The sequence below is a fragment of the Thalassospira lucentensis MCCC 1A00383 = DSM 14000 genome, from assembly GCF_000421265.1.
GTDB lineage: Bacteria > Pseudomonadota > Alphaproteobacteria > Rhodospirillales > Thalassospiraceae > Thalassospira > Thalassospira lucentensis.
In genome coordinates this window covers 351335-371605 of sequence record NZ_ATWN01000005.1, presented here as the reverse complement: position 1 = coordinate 371605, position 20271 = coordinate 351335, and the positions used below count along the sequence as shown (strand labels likewise).

At 52.6% G+C, this 20271-nt stretch carries 18 protein-coding genes; 14 read left to right on the top strand and 4 right to left on the bottom strand.

Annotated features, from left to right (window positions below; all coding sequences use genetic code 11):
- The 5 genes from K355_RS0112890 to K355_RS0112870 all read left to right on the top strand — a co-directional run bounded on the left by K355_RS0112890 (position 1) and on the right by K355_RS0112870 (position 6421).
- Positions 1–600: a TRAP transporter small permease subunit gene (locus K355_RS0112890; protein WP_022732563.1), complete on the top strand. Its 600-nt coding sequence runs from the start codon at positions 1–3 to the stop codon at positions 598–600.
- A gap of 6 nt (positions 601–606) precedes the next feature.
- Complete coding sequence (locus K355_RS0112885; RefSeq protein WP_022732562.1) at positions 607–1932, top strand: TRAP transporter large permease; 1326 nt, start codon at positions 607–609, stop codon at positions 1930–1932.
- Between the two features lie 140 nt (positions 1933–2072).
- Positions 2073–3656, top strand: coding sequence for a gamma-glutamyltransferase family protein (locus tag K355_RS0112880; protein WP_022732561.1), 1584 nt, complete (start codon positions 2073–2075; stop codon positions 3654–3656).
- 162 nt (positions 3657–3818) lie between these two features.
- Positions 3819–4394, top strand: coding sequence for a LemA family protein (locus K355_RS0112875; RefSeq protein WP_022732560.1), 576 nt, complete (start codon positions 3819–3821; stop codon positions 4392–4394).
- A complete protein-coding gene (locus tag K355_RS0112870) occupies positions 4394–6421 on the top strand; it encodes a DUF2207 domain-containing protein (RefSeq protein WP_022732559.1) in 2028 nt (675 codons plus the stop codon). Before K355_RS0112875 ends, K355_RS0112870 begins: the two co-directional genes overlap by 1 nt.
- A gap of 49 nt (positions 6422–6470) precedes the next feature.
- Here the strand turns inward: K355_RS0112870 and K355_RS0112865 are convergent, their stop codons facing one another.
- The gene (locus K355_RS0112865; RefSeq protein WP_022732558.1) at positions 6471–7520 is read right to left on the bottom strand and encodes an aldose epimerase family protein; all 1050 of its coding nucleotides are present in this window, start codon (positions 7518–7520) and stop codon (positions 6471–6473) included.
- A gap of 165 nt (positions 7521–7685) precedes the next feature.
- Between K355_RS0112865 and K355_RS0112860 the strand changes: the two genes are divergently transcribed.
- The 4 genes from K355_RS0112860 (at position 7686) to yjfF (ending at position 12374) form a co-directional block, all read left to right on the top strand.
- A complete protein-coding gene (locus tag K355_RS0112860) occupies positions 7686–8633 on the top strand; it encodes an ABC transporter substrate-binding protein (protein WP_033368837.1) in 948 nt (315 codons plus the stop codon).
- A gap of 180 nt (positions 8634–8813) precedes the next feature.
- A complete protein-coding gene (locus K355_RS0112855; RefSeq protein ID WP_022732556.1) occupies positions 8814–10337 on the top strand; it encodes a sugar ABC transporter ATP-binding protein in 1524 nt (507 codons plus the stop codon).
- Positions 10338–10378: 41 nt separating this feature from the next.
- Positions 10379–11407, top strand: coding sequence for an ABC transporter permease (locus K355_RS0112850; protein WP_033368868.1), 1029 nt, complete (start codon positions 10379–10381; stop codon positions 11405–11407).
- Positions 11397–12374 (top strand): galactofuranose ABC transporter, permease protein YjfF, encoded by a 978-nt coding sequence (gene yjfF, locus K355_RS0112845; protein ID WP_022732554.1) that lies wholly within the window; start codon positions 11397–11399, stop codon positions 12372–12374. The genes K355_RS0112850 and yjfF overlap by 11 nt, the downstream gene beginning before the upstream one ends.
- 298 nt (positions 12375–12672) lie before the next feature.
- On the opposite strand, the gene K355_RS25135 is transcribed toward yjfF, so the two are convergent.
- Together K355_RS25135 and K355_RS23940 are read right to left on the bottom strand one after the other, a co-directional pair.
- Positions 12673–13002 (bottom strand): hypothetical protein, encoded by a 330-nt coding sequence (locus K355_RS25135; RefSeq protein ID WP_081649520.1) that lies wholly within the window; start codon positions 13000–13002, stop codon positions 12673–12675.
- 324 nt (positions 13003–13326) lie between these two features.
- On the bottom strand, positions 13327–14076 hold the full coding sequence (locus tag K355_RS23940; RefSeq protein WP_051145988.1) for a FadR/GntR family transcriptional regulator: 750 nt from the start codon (positions 14074–14076) through the stop codon (positions 13327–13329).
- 634 nt (positions 14077–14710) lie between these two features.
- On the opposite strand from K355_RS23940, the gene K355_RS0112830 reads away from it, so the two are divergent.
- The 5 genes from K355_RS0112830 (at position 14711) to K355_RS0112810 (ending at position 19570) form a co-directional block, all read left to right on the top strand.
- On the top strand, positions 14711–15484 hold the full coding sequence (locus tag K355_RS0112830; RefSeq protein ID WP_022732550.1) for an SDR family NAD(P)-dependent oxidoreductase: 774 nt from the start codon (positions 14711–14713) through the stop codon (positions 15482–15484).
- Between the two features lie 66 nt (positions 15485–15550).
- Entirely contained in the window at positions 15551–16540 is a 990-nt protein-coding gene (gene araD1, locus K355_RS0112825) for an AraD1 family protein (RefSeq protein WP_022732549.1), read from the top strand.
- Between the two features lie 448 nt (positions 16541–16988).
- Positions 16989–17639 carry a GNAT family N-acetyltransferase gene (locus tag K355_RS23935; protein ID WP_022732548.1) on the top strand — a complete coding sequence of 217 codons (651 nt, stop codon included), beginning with the start codon at positions 16989–16991 and terminating at the stop codon, positions 17637–17639.
- Positions 17632–18516, top strand: coding sequence for an ImmA/IrrE family metallo-endopeptidase (locus K355_RS0112815; protein WP_022732547.1), 885 nt, complete (start codon positions 17632–17634; stop codon positions 18514–18516). The genes K355_RS23935 and K355_RS0112815 overlap by 8 nt, the downstream gene beginning before the upstream one ends.
- Entirely contained in the window at positions 18509–19570 is a 1062-nt protein-coding gene (locus tag K355_RS0112810; RefSeq protein WP_022732546.1) for a beta family protein, read from the top strand. Before K355_RS0112815 ends, K355_RS0112810 begins: the two co-directional genes overlap by 8 nt.
- Here K355_RS0112810 and K355_RS23930 read toward each other — a convergent pair.
- The gene (locus tag K355_RS23930; RefSeq protein WP_022732545.1) at positions 19533–20120 is read right to left on the bottom strand and encodes a sce7726 family protein; all 588 of its coding nucleotides are present in this window, start codon (positions 20118–20120) and stop codon (positions 19533–19535) included. The genes K355_RS0112810 and K355_RS23930 overlap by 38 nt on opposite strands.
- Positions 20121–20271: the final 151 nt, after the last annotated feature.

Below are 20271 nucleotides of genomic sequence, written 5' to 3'. Positions count from 1 at the left end.
ATGACTGCGACCCGCACTGAGCCGCTCCCGGCCCCTGTTCTTGACCGTGTTCTGGGCCGGATTGTCGATGTCGCCGGATGGGGGGCAGCATTAAGCGGCCTTGCTCTTGTACTGGTGGTCGGCGGAAACGTGTTGCTGCGCTATCTGTTTAATTCCGGCAGTGTCGCAATGCAGGAACTCGAATGGCATCTGGTGTCACCGATTGCCCTGATGGGGATGGCCTATGGCATGCGCCATGGCGGCCATGTGCGGGTCGATTTTCTCTATGAACGTCTGAGCCCCCGGGCTCAGGCGATCATTGACCTGATTTCAGCCGTCCTGATGGCCATTCTGGGTGCAGCCCTGATCTGGTTTTCGATCCCCTATGTCGGGCAATCGATCATGATGGGCGAAGGATCACCTGATCCCGGTGGCTTGCCGTATCGCTTCTTGCTCAAATCCTTCATTCCGATTGGCTTTGGCTTGATGTTCATACAGGCGATTGCCCAAGGGCTGATTAACTATCGTCAAATCATCGCCAGCGATGGCGCACGTGCCTTTGATGCATCTGATGCCCCCGGCACCTCTGGTGTGGTGGCGCAAAATGGTGCAGGAGACTAATCAATCATGACCGGAAATGAATGGCTGGCCATCGGCATGGTCGGGGGCTTTTTTGGCTTCCTCGTGCTGGGTGTGCCTGTGGCGATCTCGCTTGCGATTTCGGGATTGGCCTTTGGGATTATGGGCTTTGGCACAGGCCTGTTTAATTTGCTGCCCGCCCGCGTTTACGGGGTTGTGACCAATTACACTTTGCTGGCATTGCCGCTTTTCATCTTTATGGGGGTGATGCTTGAAAAATCAAAACTGGCCGAAGAACTGATTGATGTCATCGGCCATGCCATGGGGCGTCTTCGCGGCGGCATGGGGCTGGCGATTGTCATTGTCGGCGTTTTGATGGGCGCGTCCTCGGGCGTTGTCGGTGCAACGGTCGTCACCGTCGGCTTGCTGTCGCTACAACCCCTGATCAACCGTGGTTACAACAAGGGGGTTGCCTGTGGCGTGATTTGCGCATCGGGCACGCTGGGCCAAATCATCCCGCCCAGCCTTGTTCTGATCCTGCTTGCCGATATTCTGGGTGAGTCCGTCGGCACATTGTTTGCTGCGGCCATGGTACCCGGATTGATTTTGGCCGGGATGCTGGCCCTTTATCTGGTGTTGCTCGGTATTTTCAAACCCGACATGGTGCCCGCCATCCCCAAGGAAGAACGCGACGCACTCAGAACGCAGCAACTTTTGATCAAAATCTGCAAGGTGGTCATTCCGCCTCTGGCCTTGGTCTTTGCCGTCTTGGGCTCCATCGTTGGCGGTATCGCCGCCCCGACAGAAGCGGCCTCCATGGGCGCACTCGGCGCGCTCATTCTTGCCCTTGTTGCAGGGCGATTGAACCTGTCTGTGATGCGCGATGTCTTGCATGACACGCTGGTCACCAGTGCGATGGTGTTCTTTATCCTGATCTGCGCGCAACCCTTTGGCCTGGCGTTTCGCGGGCTGGGCGGCGAAGGATTGGTGCATGCCATGTTTGAATGGGTGCCCGGTGGTGATATGGGCAATCTTCTGTTCATGATGGCGGTGATCTTTGTGCTCGGTTTCTTCCTTGAATGGATCGAAATTTCCTATATCGCGCTTCCGATGTTCCTGCCGGTGTTTATCAACAGCGGGATTGATATGGCGTGGTTGGCCATTCTGGTGGCGATGAACCTGCAAACCAGCTTCTTGACCCCGCCATTCGGCTGGGCGCTGTTCTTCCTCAAGGGGGTGGCGCCAAAATCGGTCTCCACGGTCGATATCTATCGCGGCGTGATCCCGTTTATCGGCATTCAGGCGGTGGCTTTGGTCTTGCTGTTTATTTTCCCGGAACTGACAAGCTGGCTGCCCAACCTGATCGGGTGGTAGCGCGATTATTCTACGATGTGAAAAGGCGCTGAACGGATTTTCAAAACAGCGCTATCAACAAAACACCCGGACATGCTGTGCACCCACGTGCAGCATGTCCGACGGTTGACGCCAAGGAAACCAGAGTAAAGGCCGATTAAATGTTACGTTCCAGAACCGCCCTTGGGGGCATGATCACCGCCCCGCATCATCTGGCCGCACAGGCAGGCCGCGATATCTTGCGTGATGGTGGCAACGCGGTTGAGGCGATGATCGCCGCGGCCGCCAGTATTGCGGTTGTCTATCCGCATATGAATGCGATTGGCGGTGATGGGTTCTGGCTTATTTCCGAACCGGGCAAGGACCCGGTGGCCATTCGCGCCTGTGGCGGGGCGGCGGGTCTTGCGACCCCGGATTTTTACCGTGAACAGGGTAAGGCCGCGATCCCGGCACGCGGGCCACTGGCGGCCTTAACCGTGGCCGGTGCGATTGGCGGCTGGATCAAGGCGGCTGAGATTGCCAAGGGGGTGGGCGGTACACTTCCAATGGCGCGGCTGGTGGCCGATGCGGTCCATCACGCCAAAACCGGCGTGCCGGTGACCAAATCTCAGGTCGAACTGACGCATTCCAAAATGCCCGAACTCAAAGGCTCACCGGGCTTTGTCGATACTTATGCTGCCAACGGCGTTCCGGCCATCGGCGATGTGCTAAAACAACCCGCCCTTGGCGCGACGCTCGCCCATCTGGGCAAGGTCGGACTTGATGATTTTTACCGCGGCGATGTCGCGCGCAGCAATGCCAACGGCCTGTCTGTGGTCGGAAGCCCGTTGCGGCTGTCTGATTTTGAAACCTATCACGCCAAAGTCACCACCCCGCTGTCGGTCAAACTTGCGACCGGCACGGTGTTTAACATGGTGCCGCCAACCCAAGGGGCGGCGTCACTCATGATCCTTGGTCTGTTTGACCGTCTTGGTGTGACAAGTGCCGAGGGTTTTGATCATATCCATGGCTTGATTGAGGCCACCAAACGCGCCTTTTTGAAACGTGATGCCCATATCGGCGACCCGGACCGGATGACGATTGATCCGATGGACCTTCTGACTGACGTGATGCTCGATGCCGAGGCCGCCAAAATCAACATGAACACCGCCTTGCCATGGCCGCATGTCGCCAAACCGGGCGATACCATCTGGATGGGGGCGGTTGACGCCAATGGTGTCGCGGTAAGCTATATCCAAAGCATTTTCTGGGAATTCGGATCGGGGGTGGTCGTGCCCGAAACCGGCGTTTTGTTCCAAAACCGGGGTGCCAGCTTCACTTTGCATGACGGCCCCAACCAACTCGGACCGTGCCGCTTGCCGTTCCATACCCTGAACCCGGCACTGGCAAAACTCAACGATGGGTCGGTGCTGACATACGGGACTATGGGCGGGGAAGGCCAACCACAAACCCAGTCGGCGATCTTTACCCGCAACGTGATGTTCGGCCAAGACCTGCAAGACGCCATCACCAAACCACGTTGGTTGCTCGGCAAAACATGGGGCGATGAAACCACCTCCCTCAAGCTCGAAAATCGTTTCGATCCGACCCTGATCGATCAACTTGAAAAAGCCGGTCATGTGGTCGAACTCGTCGGCCCCTATGAAGACATCATGGGCCACGCAGGCGGCATTCGGTTGCAACCCAATGGTGTGATGGAAGGTGCGACCGATCCACGCGCGGATGGGACGGTTACGGCCCTTTAATCCTGCAAAATATTGGGTTTATATTGAAAAGTCCGCAAAACTCAGACCAAACGATCTGCGGGGGCGGAAACTAAGCATTTTCTTTCAGGTTGTGTTTCGCTAACTTGCTAATAGGTATCCTTGCCGTTGATCGGTGGGGCAATTGGCAAAGGAAGTGAGACCGTGAATACTGTTGCTGTGGTCCTGACGGGTATCGTTGCCGTCCTCGTTATACTGCTGCTCTATGGTGTCAGTTTATATAACCGTCTGGTCTCTCTGCGCCAATCAGCGAAGGAAGGCTGGAGTGGCATTGATGTGCAGCTAAAGCGGCGCAGCAACCTTGTTCCAAACCTTGTTGAAACGGTCAAAGGCTATGCAACGCACGAAAAGCAGTTATTCGAAGAAGTAACTGAATTACGTGCCAAAACATCTGCTGCCAGTTCAACCAACGCCGATGGGCGCCAAGAACTGGAAGGCCAACTTTCAACGGCTTTGATGCGGATATTTGCAGTGTCCGAGGCATATCCGGAACTGCAGGCCGACAAGACCTTCATCGAATTGCAGAAATCTTTGTCCGAGCTGGAAAACCAGATTCAAATGGCGCGGCGCTATTACAACGGTACGGTCCGCGAGCTTAATACCACTGTGCAATCATTCCCCAGCAACATCGTGGCAAATACATTTGGTTTTGCCGAAGACAACTATTACGAAGTCGAACACGTTGTTGAGCGTCAGGTTCCCGGCGTGAAGTTTGATTGATGGTCTGGGCCATGCGAAAAAATTGGTTTCGGGGTACGCGCGTCGGTCAGACAATTGCCGTGTGTCTGGTGCTGCTATGTGCGGTTTTTCAGATAAATTCTGCCGCCGCACAGACAACGCGCTCGTCTTCTTCTGAACGTATTACCGCATTCAATTCAGATATTCGAATTCTGGAAAACGGTAATATCGAAGTCACCGAGGCGATATCAATTGATGCACGTGGCATATCAATCAAGCGCGGTATTTATCGCGACATTCCCCTTGTCGTACTGAACGCAGCCAAATTCTATGATGTTGGGGGCATTACAATTAATCATGTTTTGCTTGATGGTCGGACCGTTTCCTACAAAGTTGAGAAGCTTCGTGGCGCAATCCGCATCTATATGGGGAGTTCGCGGCAACATTTGACGGTCGGGGACCATACATTCACGCTCACCTATACGATGAATGATCAACTGGCCTTTGGGGCGGATGTCGATGAGCTTTATTGGAACGTCACCGGAAATGACTGGCAATTTGCTATCGAGAACGTGATGGCAACGGTGTATCTCCCGAATGGCGCGACGGTAAGTGATGTGTCTGTTTATACCGGCCCCAAAGGCAGCACAGGCGGACGATACAGCATTCTTTCCGGTACGGGGGAACTGGCAAAGGCCCGGACGGTGACAGGTTTGCCACCAGGTCATGGTATGACACTTGCCGTTTCCTGGCCTGCCGGATATGTGGCGCGACCCACATTCATTGAAAGCTTGGCAAAGCTTCTTGTTGATAACAAAGGTATTTTCGTCGGGCTAGCACTTTGCCTCATACTGCTGGCGTATTATACGCTGGCTTGGCGCAAATTTGGCAAAGACCCAGAAGGACCAACTGTTATTCCAAGGTTTGAGCCACCTGCAGGAATGTCACCAGCCGAGGTTGGCTTTATGTGGCGCAATGCTAATGGAGGGCAAAACTTCGCAACCAAAGCATTTGCCGTCGTTCTGACAAGCTTGGCAGTCAAAAAACGGCTTACCATTAAGGTAACGAACAAAGACGAATACGTTCTCACAAGGATACCGGGACACCCCGAAGACTTACCGGATGACGAACAGACGGTTTTAAATTCCCTATTGCGCCAATCAAGCAGCACGGAAATCACGATTGGGCGGGAATACCGCAAGGAAGTTCAAAGTGCGCGTAGCTCGCTCCTTACTCGGTATTCGGCGGATAAAAGGCGCACATACTTTGTTCGTAAGGAACGGCAGTGGCAAATTGGGTGTGTGATCGGTGTTCTTGCGGTCGCAGCGACAATCATGCTCGATCCATTATTTGGCGCATATGATGTTGAATCCACTATCGGTGCGGCAGTTATCAGTGTGTTGTTTGTCGTTGCTGTTAACCTTGTCCTTAATGGCCTCAGGCGTTTTTGGATCAGTGCGGTTGGTAAAGGGGACGGCGGGCTTGGGAACTATTTTAAGTTCGCCATGGTTGGCGGTGCGTTTGTCGGCCCGGCCTTGGCATTTGGAATAATTCTTGTTGGCGCTATTTCGCCAATTGCGCTTTGTGTTGGAATAGCGGCCGTCGCGATCTGTTGCCTGTTTCATGTCTTCCTAGAAGTTCCCACAGCCGAATTTCTAAAGTTACGCTCAGAAATCGAAGGATATCGGCGCTATCTTACCGTGGCGGAGGAAGATCAACTGAACTTCAAAAGCCGTGAGATGGGGGACGCCATCGAACTGTTCGAGAAACATCTGCCATTTGCTATGGCGCTGGATGCAGAAGATGTCTGGACCGAGCGGCTTGAAGCCTTTCTGACTGCGATGCCGGAAAAGCACGGGGATGATGCTCATCAGTACAATCCGGTATGGTATCAGGATAGTCGGCGAGGATGGCGAGGTATTAGTAATTTCGGGAGCCGAAGCGCCGGCCAGTTTAGCTCAGCAGCCGTCTCCTATGGTGCACCCAGCGTCCCGTCCGCCGGAATTGCGTCTCGTGGTGGCGGGTTTTCTGGCGGTGGCCGCGGTGGTGGTGGCGGCGGGGGATGGTAAAGCCAATCCAATCTCATGTGGCAAGCCCCGCAATCGCGGGGCTTTGTTGTTAGGAAAACTCCCACTCAATCACATGTCGATACGTCTCACCGGGCTCAAGCCAAGGGCTGGGGAAATCCGGGCGGTTCGGGCTGTCGGGCCATGTTTGCGGTTCAAGTGCGATGCCTGCTGACTTGTGAAGCGAAACGCCCTCTTCGGTTTTCATGTCTGCGGTGAAATGCTGACAAAGGTAGAATTGCAGACCAGCCTCGGTTGAAAACAGTTTCATGGATCGGCCACTATCGGAATCAGACAGGGTGGCGATCTGGCGCAGTGTGCCGCGATCGCCGGTCAGGCAGAAATTATGATCAAACCCCTGCGACGCATGGGGCAGCATGTCCGATACCCGTGCCGCACTTCTGAAATCATAGCCGGTTCCCGCAACATCACGGGTGCCCGGAAGCGGGATCAAATGATCATCAATTGGCAGCCACGCATCGGCATTGATCTGTAAAACATGATCGGCGGCGGTTTTGTCAAACTGCCCCGACAGGTTCCAATAGGCATGGCTGGTCATATTGACCGGGCAGGGCTGATCACAGGTCGCGGTGATTTCAAGGCGCAGCCGATTGGGGGCTGTGACCGAATAGGTTGCCGTTGCGGTGAATGTCCCCGGATAGCCCTGATCACCATCGTCTGAGGTCAACTCAAAGCAGACTTTTGTGTCGCTGGCGTCCTTCACCGTCCAGGTCTTTTTATCAAAGCCGATTTGGCCACCATGCAAATGGGTCCGCCCTTCATTAGACGAAAGGATGACGTCCTTGCCCGACGGGTCAGTATAGCGCGAATTGGCAATTCGATTGGCGTAACGCCCGCAAACTGCGCCGATATAGCTGTCTTGCGCCAGATATGCCCCATCATTTTCCAGACCGACGGCAATGTTGGTTTCATTTCCGCTGCTGGCATCGCGCAGATACAGCCCGCACATCCGCGCGCCAACCGCAGAAAGGCTGACGCGAATCTGATCGGTGCGCAGCACATGCCGGGGGGCATTTGCACCTTCTTTAGGGGTGTCTGATGAGGGGCGTACAACCTTTGAGGATTGCGGTGAATTCGACATTTCCAACTCCCGAAGTCTTTGCTTTTGTTGATCTTAACACATGTTTTGGATCGCGTGTGGCGATCCCGTGTATGAGCGAATAACTATATGGTTGAGTCGCTTCAACTCATATTGTATTACTATATGGCTTTTAAGCAAGAAACCACACTTAGGGAGGAACTCGTGGTGAGTCTCAAAAAATTAGCCGTATCAACTGCGGCACTTGGCGTTGCACTGGGTCTTTCGTTTGCCGCACAGGCAGAAATGATGATCGGCTTTTCGCAGATCGGTTCTGAAAGTGGCTGGCGTACGTCTGAAACCGCATCGATCAAGGCTGAAGCCGAAAAACGCGGCATTGACCTGAAATTCTCTGATGCACAGCAGAAACAGGAAAACCAGATCAAGGCCGTTCGTTCCTTCATCGCTCAGGGCGTTGACGGTATCTTGCTGGCACCGGTTGTTGAAACCGGTTGGGATCAGGTTCTTAAAGAAGCCAAAGATGCCGGTATTCCGGTCGTTCTGGTGGACCGTGGCGTTGCTGCGGACGAAGACCTGTATCTGACCAAAGTGGCTTCTGACTTCGTCGTCGAAGGTGCCTTGGCTGCTGCTTGGTTGGCTGCTGAAACCAACGGTGTTTGTGATGTTGTTGAACTGCAGGGCACCGTTGGGTCGTCTGCAGCCAATGACCGCAAAGAAGGTTTTGAATCCGTTGTTGGCAACTTCCCGGCGATCAACATCATCCGTTCGCAGTCGGGTGACTTCACCCGTTCGGGTGGTAAGGAAGTTATGGAAAGCTTCCTGAAGGCCGAAGATGGCGGCAAAAACATTTGTGCGGTCTATGCGCACAATGATGACATGGCACTTGGTGCCGTTCAGGCCATCAAGGAAGCCGGTCTTGACCCGGCTGATGATATCCTTGTCGTATCGATTGATGCGGTGCCTGATATCTTCAAAGCCATGGCTGATGGCGATACCAATGCCACGATCGAGCTGAACCCGCATTTGGGTGCACCGTCCTTCGATGCGATCAAAGCAGCGATGGCTGGTGAAGAAGTTCCGAAATGGATCAAGGCAAATGGCCCGCTCTACCTGCCGGCGACTGCTGCTGAAGAATACAAAATGCGCAGCAAGTAACGTGCAGTCATCAGGTTATCCGTGCATCACGCTATGAACGGTGATCTGATGAATTCTGGCTGATAATGCGTCGGACGTGCTCCCGCGATTGTGGGGGTGCGTCCGGGTGCATATAGGCTAAAGCAGATGACAGACAAAATGCTTTAGCGCAGTCAGAACCAAAAGGGAGAGGGCGTTTATATGGCACAGGCAACACAGCCCCAACAAACGGGCAAGACGGTGCTTTCAGTCCGCGGGGCGGGGAAATTCTTTCCCGGGGTCAAGGCCCTGCAGGACGTTGATTTTGATTTGCACGAAGGCGAAATTCACGCACTTTTGGGTGAAAACGGGGCCGGCAAATCGACCTTGATCAAGGTGATTACCGGCGTGCATCCACGCGATGCCGGTTCGGTTACACTTAACGGCGAAGAAATCCATCCAAATCACCCGGGCGACGCACAGGCGCTGGGTATTTCCACAGTTTTTCAGGAAGTCAATCTGATCCCGACGTTGTCGGTGGCCGAAAACCTGATGCTGGAACGCCAGACCCGCAAATTTGGTCTGATTGCGTGGAAAAAAACCGACGAAGACGCCAAGGCCGCGCTTGAAATCTTGGGTCTTGATATCGACATCCACCGGCCGTTGGGCTCCTATTCGGTTGCCATTCAGCAGCTTGTGGCGATTGCGCGTGCGGTTGCCCTTGATGCGCGGGTTCTGATTTTGGATGAACCGACTGCAAGCCTCGATGCCGAAGAAATCAAAAGCCTGTTTCGCATCATGCGCGACCTTAAGGCCAAGGGGCTTGGCATTGTTTTTGTGACCCATTTCCTTGATCAGGTCTATGCCGTCACCGACCGGATCACGGTCCTGCGCAATGGCGAATTGGTCGGCACCTTTGTCACCAAAGAACTCGAACAGATTGATCTGATCAATCACATGCTCGGCCATGAGCTGGCCGAAGTCAGCGCACACCGTCATCAGGACGAAGGCAACTATACCGGACCCAAACGTGAAATTCAGGTCAAGAACCTTGGCAAGAAACGCGTACTTGAACCGGTCAGTCTGGATCTTCAGGCCGGTGAGATTGTCGGTCTTGCCGGTTTGCTGGGGTCGGGGCGAACCGAACTTTCCGAACTGATATTTGGCACACAACGGGCGGACAGCGGCCTTGTCTTTATGGACGGGGAACCGGTTATGCTGCGATCCCCGCGCCATGCGATCCGGGCGGGCTTTGGCCTGTGTCCCGAAGACCGCAAACAGGACGGCATTGTGGCCGAGCTTAGTGTGCGTGAAAACATCATGCTCGCCCTTCAGGGCCGCAAAGGATGGTTGCGCCCGATCCCGCGCGCCGAGCAACAACAGCTTGCCGATAAAATGATCAAGGCACTGGGCATTGCCACCCCTGACAGTGAAAAGCCCGTCGGGCAGCTTAGTGGTGGCAATCAGCAAAAGGTCATTCTGGCCCGCTGGCTGGTGTCCAAGCCGCTGCTGCTGATTTTGGATGAACCAACACGTGGCATTGATGTTGGCGCGCATGCCGACATCATCAAATTGATCAAGGAACTCTGTGACGAGGGGCTGGCACTGCTGGTGGCGTCATCCGAGCTTGATGAAATTGTTGCCTTTGCCGACCGCGTTGCGGTGATGCGTGACCGTGAAAAGGTGTCTGAACTGACAGGGGCTGAGATCACGCAGGAAAACATCATCGAGGCGATCGCACGATGAGCAGTTTACACGATAAAAAGAAAGTACGGGAAAGCAGCATCATGTCTGCATCTTCTTTAATAAGCCGTCCGTGGTTTGGCCCGGTTGCGGCCCTTGTCCTGATTATTCTGGGCATTGGCGTGATTTCGCCGGACTTCTTTAACGTTCGCATTGTTGACGGGCATCTTTATGGGTCGCTTGTTGATGTGGTTCATCGCGGTGCGTCAACCGCCCTTGTCGCGGTCGGGATGGCGGTTGTCATTGGCACACGCGGCATTGATCTTTCGGTTGGCTCGGTGATTGCGATTTCCGGGGCGGTGATGGCAGTTTTGATCCGCGATACCGATCTGCATCCCGCCGTAATCATTCTGGCCGCCCTTGGGGCCGGTCTTTTGTGTGGTCTTTGGAACGGTGTTTTGGTCGCCTTCCTTGATATTCAGCCGATTATTGCCACCCTGATCCTGATGGTGGCCGGGCGTGGTATCGCCCAAATGATCACCGGCGGCCAGATTGTGACCTTCCACGGGGCGTTCTTTGAAGGTATTGGCAGCGGGTATCTTTTTGGTATTCCGTGGCGGGTGATCATTGCCGGTTTTGTCATTGGCGGGCTGTATCTGATCATGCGCAAAACCGCCCTTGGCCTGTTTGTTGAGTCCGTTGGCGGCAATGCACGTGCGAGCCGGGTTGCCGGGATTGACGCGCGCGGTATCAAGCTGATGGCCTATGCCACGGCGGGGCTGTGTTCGGCGGTGGCCGGGATTATTATTGCGGCTGACATTCGTGGGGCGGATGCCAACAATGCCGGGCTTTGGCTTGAGCTTGATGCGATTTTGGCTGTGGTGATTGGCGGGGCGTCGCTGATGGGCGGCCGGTTCTTTATCGGCATGACGGTGATCGGGGTTTTGATCATTCAGTCCCTGACAACCGGCATTTTGTTGTCGGGTCTGCCGTCGCAATACACCCTGATTGTCAAGGCTGCTGTCGTGATGGCGGTACTGCTGGTGCAGGCCCCAAAATCGCGTGAACTTGTCAGTTTGGCCTGGGGAAAAATCGGGGGAAAGATGACGCGGGGAAAATCCAATGAAAATTAATGAACGCTTTTACCCGCTGGTCGCGACCCTGGCTGTTTTGGCCTTGCTGTATGGCTATGGGATTTTTGAACATCGTGCGTTTTCAGACACCTACGTTCTGGGCGCACTTCTGACCGATAATGCCTTTTTGATCATTACAGCCGTTGGCATGACCTTTGTCATTCTGTCGGGCGGGATTGATTTGTCGGTCGGCTCGATGATTGCCTTTGTCGGGGTTCTGATGGCCGAGCTTGTCACCGGGTTTGGCATGCATCCGGTGTTGGCCGCAGTGATTTCGATCATTGTTGGATCGGCATTCGGGGCTGTGATGGGGGTGCTGATTGCCAAGTTTGATATTCAGCCGTTTATCATCACGCTGGCGGGGATGTTTTTCCTGCGCGGGATGTGCTTTTTGATCAATCTGGACTCTGTTCCGATTGACCATTCCTTTGTGTCTGAGTTCAGCGGTTTTAAAATTCCGTTGCCTGGACGGGGCTGGTTGACGGCATCGGCGGTGTTGATGATTCTGACCGTGATTGGCGGGATCATCATTGCCCATTACACTCGGTTCGGGCGCAATGTCTATGCCATTGGCGGGGACCGACAATCGGCGGAATTGCTGGGGACTCCGGTGCATGCGACCATCATTCGGGTCTATGCATTGTCAGGCTTTTTCAGCGCGCTTTCCGGTGTTGTCTTTGCCTTTTACACCGCATCTGCCTATCCGTTGGCAGCCGTGGGGGTGGAGCTTGATGCGATTGCCGCAGTGGTGATTGGCGGAACCCTTTTGACTGGTGGTATGGGCTTTGTGATTGGGACGTTTTTTGGCGGGATCATCATGGGTGTGATCCAGACGCTGATTGCGTTTGACGGGTCGCTTAATAGCTGGTGGACCAAGATCATGATTGGGGCCTTGCTGTTTGGCTTTATCGTTTTGCAGCGCCTGATTACCCGGTCGTTCTCGGGCATGCGGGCCGGGGCCAGTTGACGATGTAGACCGGACTTTAAAAGTGTAAAATCGGGCCGGAACGGGGGGCTGTTCCGGCCCGATTTTTATTCAGATATATTGTTTAATTCATCTGATTAGTCATTTTTGGTGAATAATGAGCGGCGGGCGGGCGCAATCCTGGCGGCGGGGGCCGGTTTGTCGATTTTTGACGAAATGGTATTTGTATGAGGAATGGACAGGGCGGCCGTTTGAACCGTTTATCGAACCGGCCATTGGACCGTTTATCGGATCGTTCATTGAACCCTCCATCGGGCCGCCCTGAGTTTTGCGGTTCTAATCAGCAGCCGGTGCAGGTTTTGCTGTCGTCGGTGCAAACCTCGGCGATGATGTCTTTCAGCGCATCGGCCGATTGCTCATCGGCTTTGGAGCAGGCGCTGCCCGCCGTTCCGGTTTTGAGCGCGTCGCCAACCACAAAGTTATAGTGTTTGCCGGAGCTTGCACTGTAGGTCAGGAAGGTCTTGCCGCAATGAAGGTGCGGGTACTTGCTGCCGTCATTGGCACCGGAATTGGTGTAGTATTCTTGATTGCTGCAGTAGTCCTTTTTGAGGTTTGCCTGCGCACTTTGGGTGCCGAGCGCAAAAACAAACAGCGCGCCAAGCGCGATCATGAGGTGTTTCATCACATTCTCCGTTAAAATGAAGAAAACCGGCCAAAGGGCCGGTTGTGCGACGTTTCACGTCAGGGGATGTGATGGGATAGGGGGCGACGAGATGAGATGGGATGAGACAGGGGACGATGCGGCTCGGCTCGGTTCGGTTCGCTCTGTGCTCGCGCGCCCCGCTGAGGTGCCAGGCTGGGGCGGGGGCTGGTCTTGCGATAGGGCGGAGCCATCGGCGGCGCGATCTTCTGGCCGGCTGATCTGCTAGTCCGCTGATCAGGTCCGGACGGGCTGTTGGGCCCGCCAGACGCCAGAAGAACCGTTGAGGGAGGACTACAGCCCGATCACGTCCCAGTCATGTTCGGCTTCCATGCCGAGTTCCTGACGGAGCTGACGCATGGTGCGGCGGAGCAGGCCGTGCATTTTAGCGCGGGCTTCTTCGGGGTCGCGCTGGCTGATCGCGGCATAGACCGCGTGATGATCGGGCAGCGATTTGACGTGCGCCTTGGGCCCGCCAGACGACAGGCGGAACGAGCCGATCAGGGCGGTTTCAATCAGCATGCCAAACGATTTCATGAAATCATTGCCCGACGCATCCAAAATCCCCTGATGGAAGACAAGGTCGGTCATATAGACAGCCTCGGTCCCCGGTTCGGCCTTTTCCATTTCGAAATAGGCGGTTTCCAGATGCTTGATCTGTTCCGGGGTCGCACGGATGGCGGCCATGGCGGCAGTGTTGGGCTCGATAATCAGGCGGGTTTCCAGAAGGCTATAGAGAAACGCCGGGTCGGGATCGGGGAAGTGCCATGACAGCACATCGGGATCGAGCAGGTTCCAACTGGTGCGCGGTTTAACCCGCGTGCCGGTTTTGGGGCGTGATTCAATCAGTCCCTTGGCAGAGAGGATTTTAATGGCTTCGCGAAGGGCCGTGCGCGAGACGTCGAGGGATTCACTTAAGGCCGCCTCGGTCGGCAGGACATCCCCCGGGACCAGTTTGCCAGAAACGATGCGCATTCCAAGATCATGCGCAACAATGCTGTGCAGGCTGCGTTTGGCATAGGTTCTCGACATAGTAGACGACATTAAATTCCCTCCGGCACGGCCTTGTTAAATACGAAAACGGCGAAAAGCCCGCGCTGATATTATTCATATAATATGAATTAATTTTTAGAGCAACTTATCTGGCAGGTGCAATCCCTTGTGCTGCAAAGCATATAATTATTTCAGGGGACTTGTGCGGTGCGATGTAAACCTTCGTGCAAAGGTGATGTGTTATAAACCACAGTTGCCAAGATCGAAAGGCATGACTTCACCTGTTTGACGCTTGACAGGGCCGGATATCCTGATCATTAATGTTATTGTATGAAGAATAAGGGTCAGGGTCTATTAATTTGATTGGACGGGCAGCCGCACCCATCCGGGGCGTCCTTTGCGCCAAATTAATAGACCCTGACCCAAAACAAGATTGTCAGGAGGAAGCATCATGTGGACACAAGGGATTGAGATCTCTGGCACCTGAAAAGGGCGGTGATCCCCCGGTGTGACAGGGCATATTCATGCTTGAGGAAAAATTTCCCCGCTGCGCTGCGCCATCGGCTTTTTGATGCAGATTCTGCCAATTTTGGTGTGAGAATACGGATGTCTGACATACGGAGTCCCTGTATGTTTGACCGACGCATAGAGAACAATAGACCAGAATATGGGAGACGGAACGATCATGGCTGATCGCAAACCGACACACTACACAAGCCTTGAAGACAAATCAGTATTCATCACCGGGGGTGCTTCGGGCATTGGCGAGGCGATTGTCACCGCCTTTGTCGAGCAGGGGGCCAAGGTCGCCTTTGTCGACATCATCGAAGATGCCGGCAATGAATTGGTCGAGAAACTTGGCAAGACGGCGCGCAACAAGCCGGTTTTCATCAAATGCGATTTGACCGACATTGCCGCGTTGCAGGCAGCCATCGCCAAGGCGGCCGAGCTTAATGGCCCGGTCACAGCACTGCTTAATAATGCCGCCAATGATACCCGCCATAAATGGCAGGACGTCACCCCGCAATATTGGGATGAACGCCAGGCGATCAACATTCGCCCATCGTTCTTTGCCATTCAGGCGGTCGCACCGATGATGCAAAAGGCCGGTGGCGGCGCGATTGTTAATTTCGGGTCGGTCAGCTGGATGATGGGGCAGGGCGGCATGCCCGGCTACACCACGGCAAAGGCGGCAACGCATGGCATGACACGCGGCATGGCGCGCGACCTTGGCAAGGATCACATCCGGGTCAATACGCTTGTGCCCGGCTGGGTCATGACGCAGCGCCAGCTTGACCTTTGGGTCGATGAAGCCGCCGAGCGCGAGATTGACGAGCGCCAGTGCCTTAAGAACAAGGTGATGCCACAGGACATCGCGCGCATGGCGCTTTTCCTGACGTCCGATGAAAGCCGGATGGTCACCGCCCAGAACTTTATCGTTGATGGTGGCTGGGTCTGATCCCCGGCACACACACGATAATTCCCGCATACGACAGACTTATATCAGGATATCAGGACGCATTTCATGAGACTGGTTCAATTTAAAGAGACCTCCGGCGCGCAGCATGTTGCCGTTGTTGAAGATGCCGAGACCCTTTTGGTGCTGACCGGGGTTTCTTCGACCCGCAAGCTGGCCGAAATTGCGATCAAGGAAGGTACCACCATGATTGCGGCGGCCAAGTCGCGCATGGGCGAAGACCGCATCAGTTATGACGAGGTCGCCAAAAGCGGGCGTTTGTTGCCGCCGATTACCCATGCCGATCCGGCGCATTTTTTGGTCACCGGCACCGGCCTGACCCATTTGGGCTCCGCCTCGGCACGTGCCAACATGCATACATCGGGCAATAAGGCGGCCGATGAAACCGATTCCATGAAAATGTTCCGCATGGGGGTTGAGGGCGGCAAGCCAAAGGCCGGTGAGACGGGTGTGCAGCCCGAATGGTTTTATAAGGGTGATGGTTCGATCGTTGCCAGTCCGGGGGCGGATATGCCAAGCCCGTCGTTTGCGCTGGACGGCAGCGAAGAACCCGAAATTGCCGCGGTTTATGTGATTGATCCGGATGGCAATCCGGTGCGGATCGGCTTTGCCATTGGCAACGAGTTTTCCGACCATGTGACCGAACGCCAGAATTACCTGTATCTGGCGCACTCCAAATTGCGCGCGTGTTCGATGGGGCCGGAATTGTTGCTTGGCGATTTGCCAAGCCATGTTGAGGGCACATCACGGCTGTATCGCGATGGCAAGGTGATCTGGGAAAAACCGTTTTTGAGCGGTGAAGACAATATGTCCCATACGCTGGCCAACCTTGAATATCATCATTTCAAATATGATCTGTTCTGCCGCCCCGGTGATGTGCATGCGCATTTCTTTGGCACGGCGACGCTCAGCTTTGCCGATGGTGTGACGACACAGGATGGCGATGAGTTTGAAATTGAATCATCGCTGTTTGGCAGGGCGCTGCGCAACCGGTTGAAAACGCAGGCCGCGCGCAAGGTGGTTGTTAAAACCATCTAACCTGATGATTTGCTTTCGGGATTTTTGAAATCCCAAGGGGTGTCAAAACCCCGCCTTCCTCCGAACGACACAAACTTCCCCGGCTCAAGCGATTGGGCCGGGGTTTTCTTTTTTAACTTTAGGTTGTGGTTTGGTGGTGGTTCAGCTTCGACTAAAGTACATTTTTAAAAGCTGCCGATTTAGGGGGGAAATAAAACTGTCCCCTTTTTTGCATTGGAACTTAACCCAATCCCTGACAAAGATGCGTCTGCCGTTTAAGTCATCAACATGCTGCCATTTGTTTAGAGTTGAGAGGTAAGGCAAAATTCTTCAAATAAGGTGGCAGGTGATTGAGTCAGAGCACCTTTGAAACCAGAAGTTCTTTCTTTTGTAATTAAGTTTTTTGTGGTGTATGTTTATTTTTAATTGATGCGATGTTATTTGGTTCAATCGAAGGTGTTGGTTAACCTTGAAGCTAGAAGATCATGTAGTTGAGTTGACTGCTGGCAAGTTGATCGATGGAGACGGTCAATCAAGCGAGTATCAGATTTTTTTCGGAAATAGCCTAAGGGCTTCTTTGGCAGCGGATGCTCAGTGGTCTCAATGGAATTACCAGTTATTGGAAACTGTCGAGGAAGCGCTTGAGAAAGACCCGACAAAGAGTGACTATATTGAACAATTGAGCTTGGAAGATGCGCATTGGAAGTGGGCGGTAAAGGCCCAACATCTCTCAACAGACGAGTATCTTTGGTTCTACTTATTTGTAAATGGAGATGTACAGGGCATTTGCTTACTGTACCATCCCAAAGACAGCATGCTGAGAACCGCGAAAATATTCTATGTGGAATACATCGCTGTTGCTCCTTGGAACCGCAGTCAACATTTCAACGTAAGAAAGTTTCGAGGTGTCGGAAGTCGTCTCCTGCGTATTTCAATCGAATATTGCGTCGAGAAACTTGGCCTTGAGTTAGGTTTTAGTTTGCATTCTCTGCCTAAAGCAGAAGCTTATTACGAAAAAATTGGGATGAAGAAAATAGAAGGAGCAGAGAAGGGGGGCTTAGCATTCTTTGAAATGCCTAGTGACCAATGTGAGAAGTTGCTGAGGTCGTTGGATGAATAATCGGTTTGAAGAGTTTGAAGACTTTGAGGCTTGGTCCACAAGCGCTGGGAGATCCGATCCTCGTGAGGTTGTGGAGAGTTATAGTGCATTCAAAAATTATATAAGTGAGCATTCTAAAGATCGATCACTCGAAAAATTCCTTGGTGTAGGTCAAGAAAGAACTGAAATACTTCAGTTTATGTTTAACGCCTTTGTATCAGGCAATCTTCCGCAATTATTTAGGAAGAGGGAAGACGCTAATGAAGTGTTAGGCGCAGCTTGGTCTTCAAAGGTGTTTTCAGAAGCTTATAAGATTCTTTCTTTGCAAAATGTTCCGCAGTTCGAAGGGCTTGATCGTGAGTACCTTGCTCACATTGCTCGAGAGAGTGTGGAGCCGAGAAATGTTATTCACCTCCCTGAAAAACTTAGGGAGGTCGGTGTGATTTTAGTGCATGAGCGTGTGCCCGAAAGGGCCAAAATTGATGGTATGGTAGCTTTGCTAGGTACTGGTCACCCTGTCGTCGGGATTGGCTTCCGGTATCCTAGATTAGATTTCTACTGGTTCACACTGCTGCACGAATTGTCACATATCGTTTTGCACCTTGATCGTTTAGCCTCGCCCATATTGGACGACTTTGAGGCTGGCGATAGGGTTAGCGCCGTCGAGGCACAGGCAAATCGTCTGGCGAAGAACTCAGTCGTTCCTCGACATTTATGGAGAAACAGTTCCGTCCACTATAATGGTGGGCGCGAAACTATTATTGAGTTCTCCAAACAGATTGGTGTGCATCCAGCGTTAGTCGCAGGTCTGCTTCAGAGGGAACTGAACAGGTATGATAGGTATCGCAGTATTGTCGATGCTGTTGACCTAAGAGAGGTAGTTTTCACCGGTGGTTAAATATGTGCCATTCTTAAAGTTGAAACAGGGTGAAATATTCGCGGTAAAAGAACTCCGAGACGATATCCGCACCCAAATAACTCCTTTCTTTGATTTCGCAAGGAGGGAGAATCAGCAGGACGGTGATTTTCTCGCTTCACTAGGACGCGACATGACATCCGTCGAAAGGAACTTGTCTGATGTCCGCGAACTGTATTTAGATAATTTTGATGTTGTGGATCGTGAAATCGGTGGCATTGATTCCTACCAACTGATTTTAGCGGAGTGTCCACTAGAAAAAACGATTCCTGTGGTTGGAATCGACAGGTCGCTAGCTCACAACAACGCAGTCGTAACAGCTAGGACAGATTTCGGACTAACGTCAGATACTGTTGCTCTTCGAGTTTTGCCAGATGACTTTCAAGATTTTTACGCAGTCGAGGATGAGCTGAGTGAGTTACTCAACAACATTCTAGCTTATTTTGATCGTATAGATCTTGTTTTTGATTGCAGAGTTTGTCGCGAGCTCAATGCTGTTGTGGTCGGAGCTCGGATTAATGAGTTCTGGGAGAGATTTGGTGAGCATTATCCTATACGTAAAGTCATCGTTACTGGGTCATCCATTCCTGCATCTATAGCCGAAATTGTACCTGTGAACAGTATGAGTAATGTAGTTAGAAATGAGTTGGCTATACATCAGGGGGTTGATCAATCAGCTGGGTTTGGAGAGCTGTTTATAGGCGATTACAGTGTTGTTAGTCCCAATTATTCTGACGTCGACATTGAGCCGGAGATACTCCTGAACATTATGGCGCCAAAGATGCTCTATACCTATGATGGGCATCACTATTGCATCCGTGGAGGTGCACTGAGAACACATCCGCGAGAGTACAGCCAATATAATGATTTTTCGGAGATAATCGTTAATCAACCCTTTTACCGTGGTGCGGCCTATTCGTTCGGAGATCAATTTATTGCCGACAAAGCAAATGGACTGGGTGCGCGGGTAACGCCCTCGACTGTCTTACGACCAACAATCAATTCTCACGTAACTTATATGTGGGATTTACCGTAGTAATACTCCGCAGGCGAATTTTCTCCGAAATAGCAACATTAACTTTTTGCTTGGTCAATCTTGCTGACAACTCTTCGGCTAACTCTGCCCGGTTTAATTTTTTAGGTGCCTTTTGGACTCTCGAAAGTAGATCAATTAACTCATCCTTCCAGAGTGCTTTCAGAGCTTTATTTTTACAAAAAAATGGATTGTATGAATGCTTACGTATCGCTTTGAGTACAATTTTTGTAGCTCTTTTGCGCACTAAAATAATACCCCAAAAATCCGGTGCTACTTCCAGGGCTCTTGCAAGGTGCTTTTCTGTCGTTACTAGCGTGAGCTTTGAGAAAGCCAGGTTGAAGTAAGTGGCTTGCTCAATAACTCGCTCTACTTTGTCCAAATCACTTTTTATTTCATAGCAGTGCATCGTGGCCTGATTGCATGCAACAACGTCTGCTATCGCTTTGCCATCATGAATACGCAATTCTTCGACTAATTCACTCTTGTCGTAGCCTCTGCGCTGCAACCTATCAATTAGCTCTTTTCGAATTGTTGAGTCGCTTAAGTACACGGTAGGTTTTGTCCCATATAGGTCAGTATTTTCTGCATACAAATGCACTAATTGTGTAGCAATGCAATAATGTATTGCTCTGAAAGCTTTAGCTCCAAAGCTTTGCAGTGGTCAACTTAGTGGCGACAAGGATAGCCTGTGATCCCCGTGT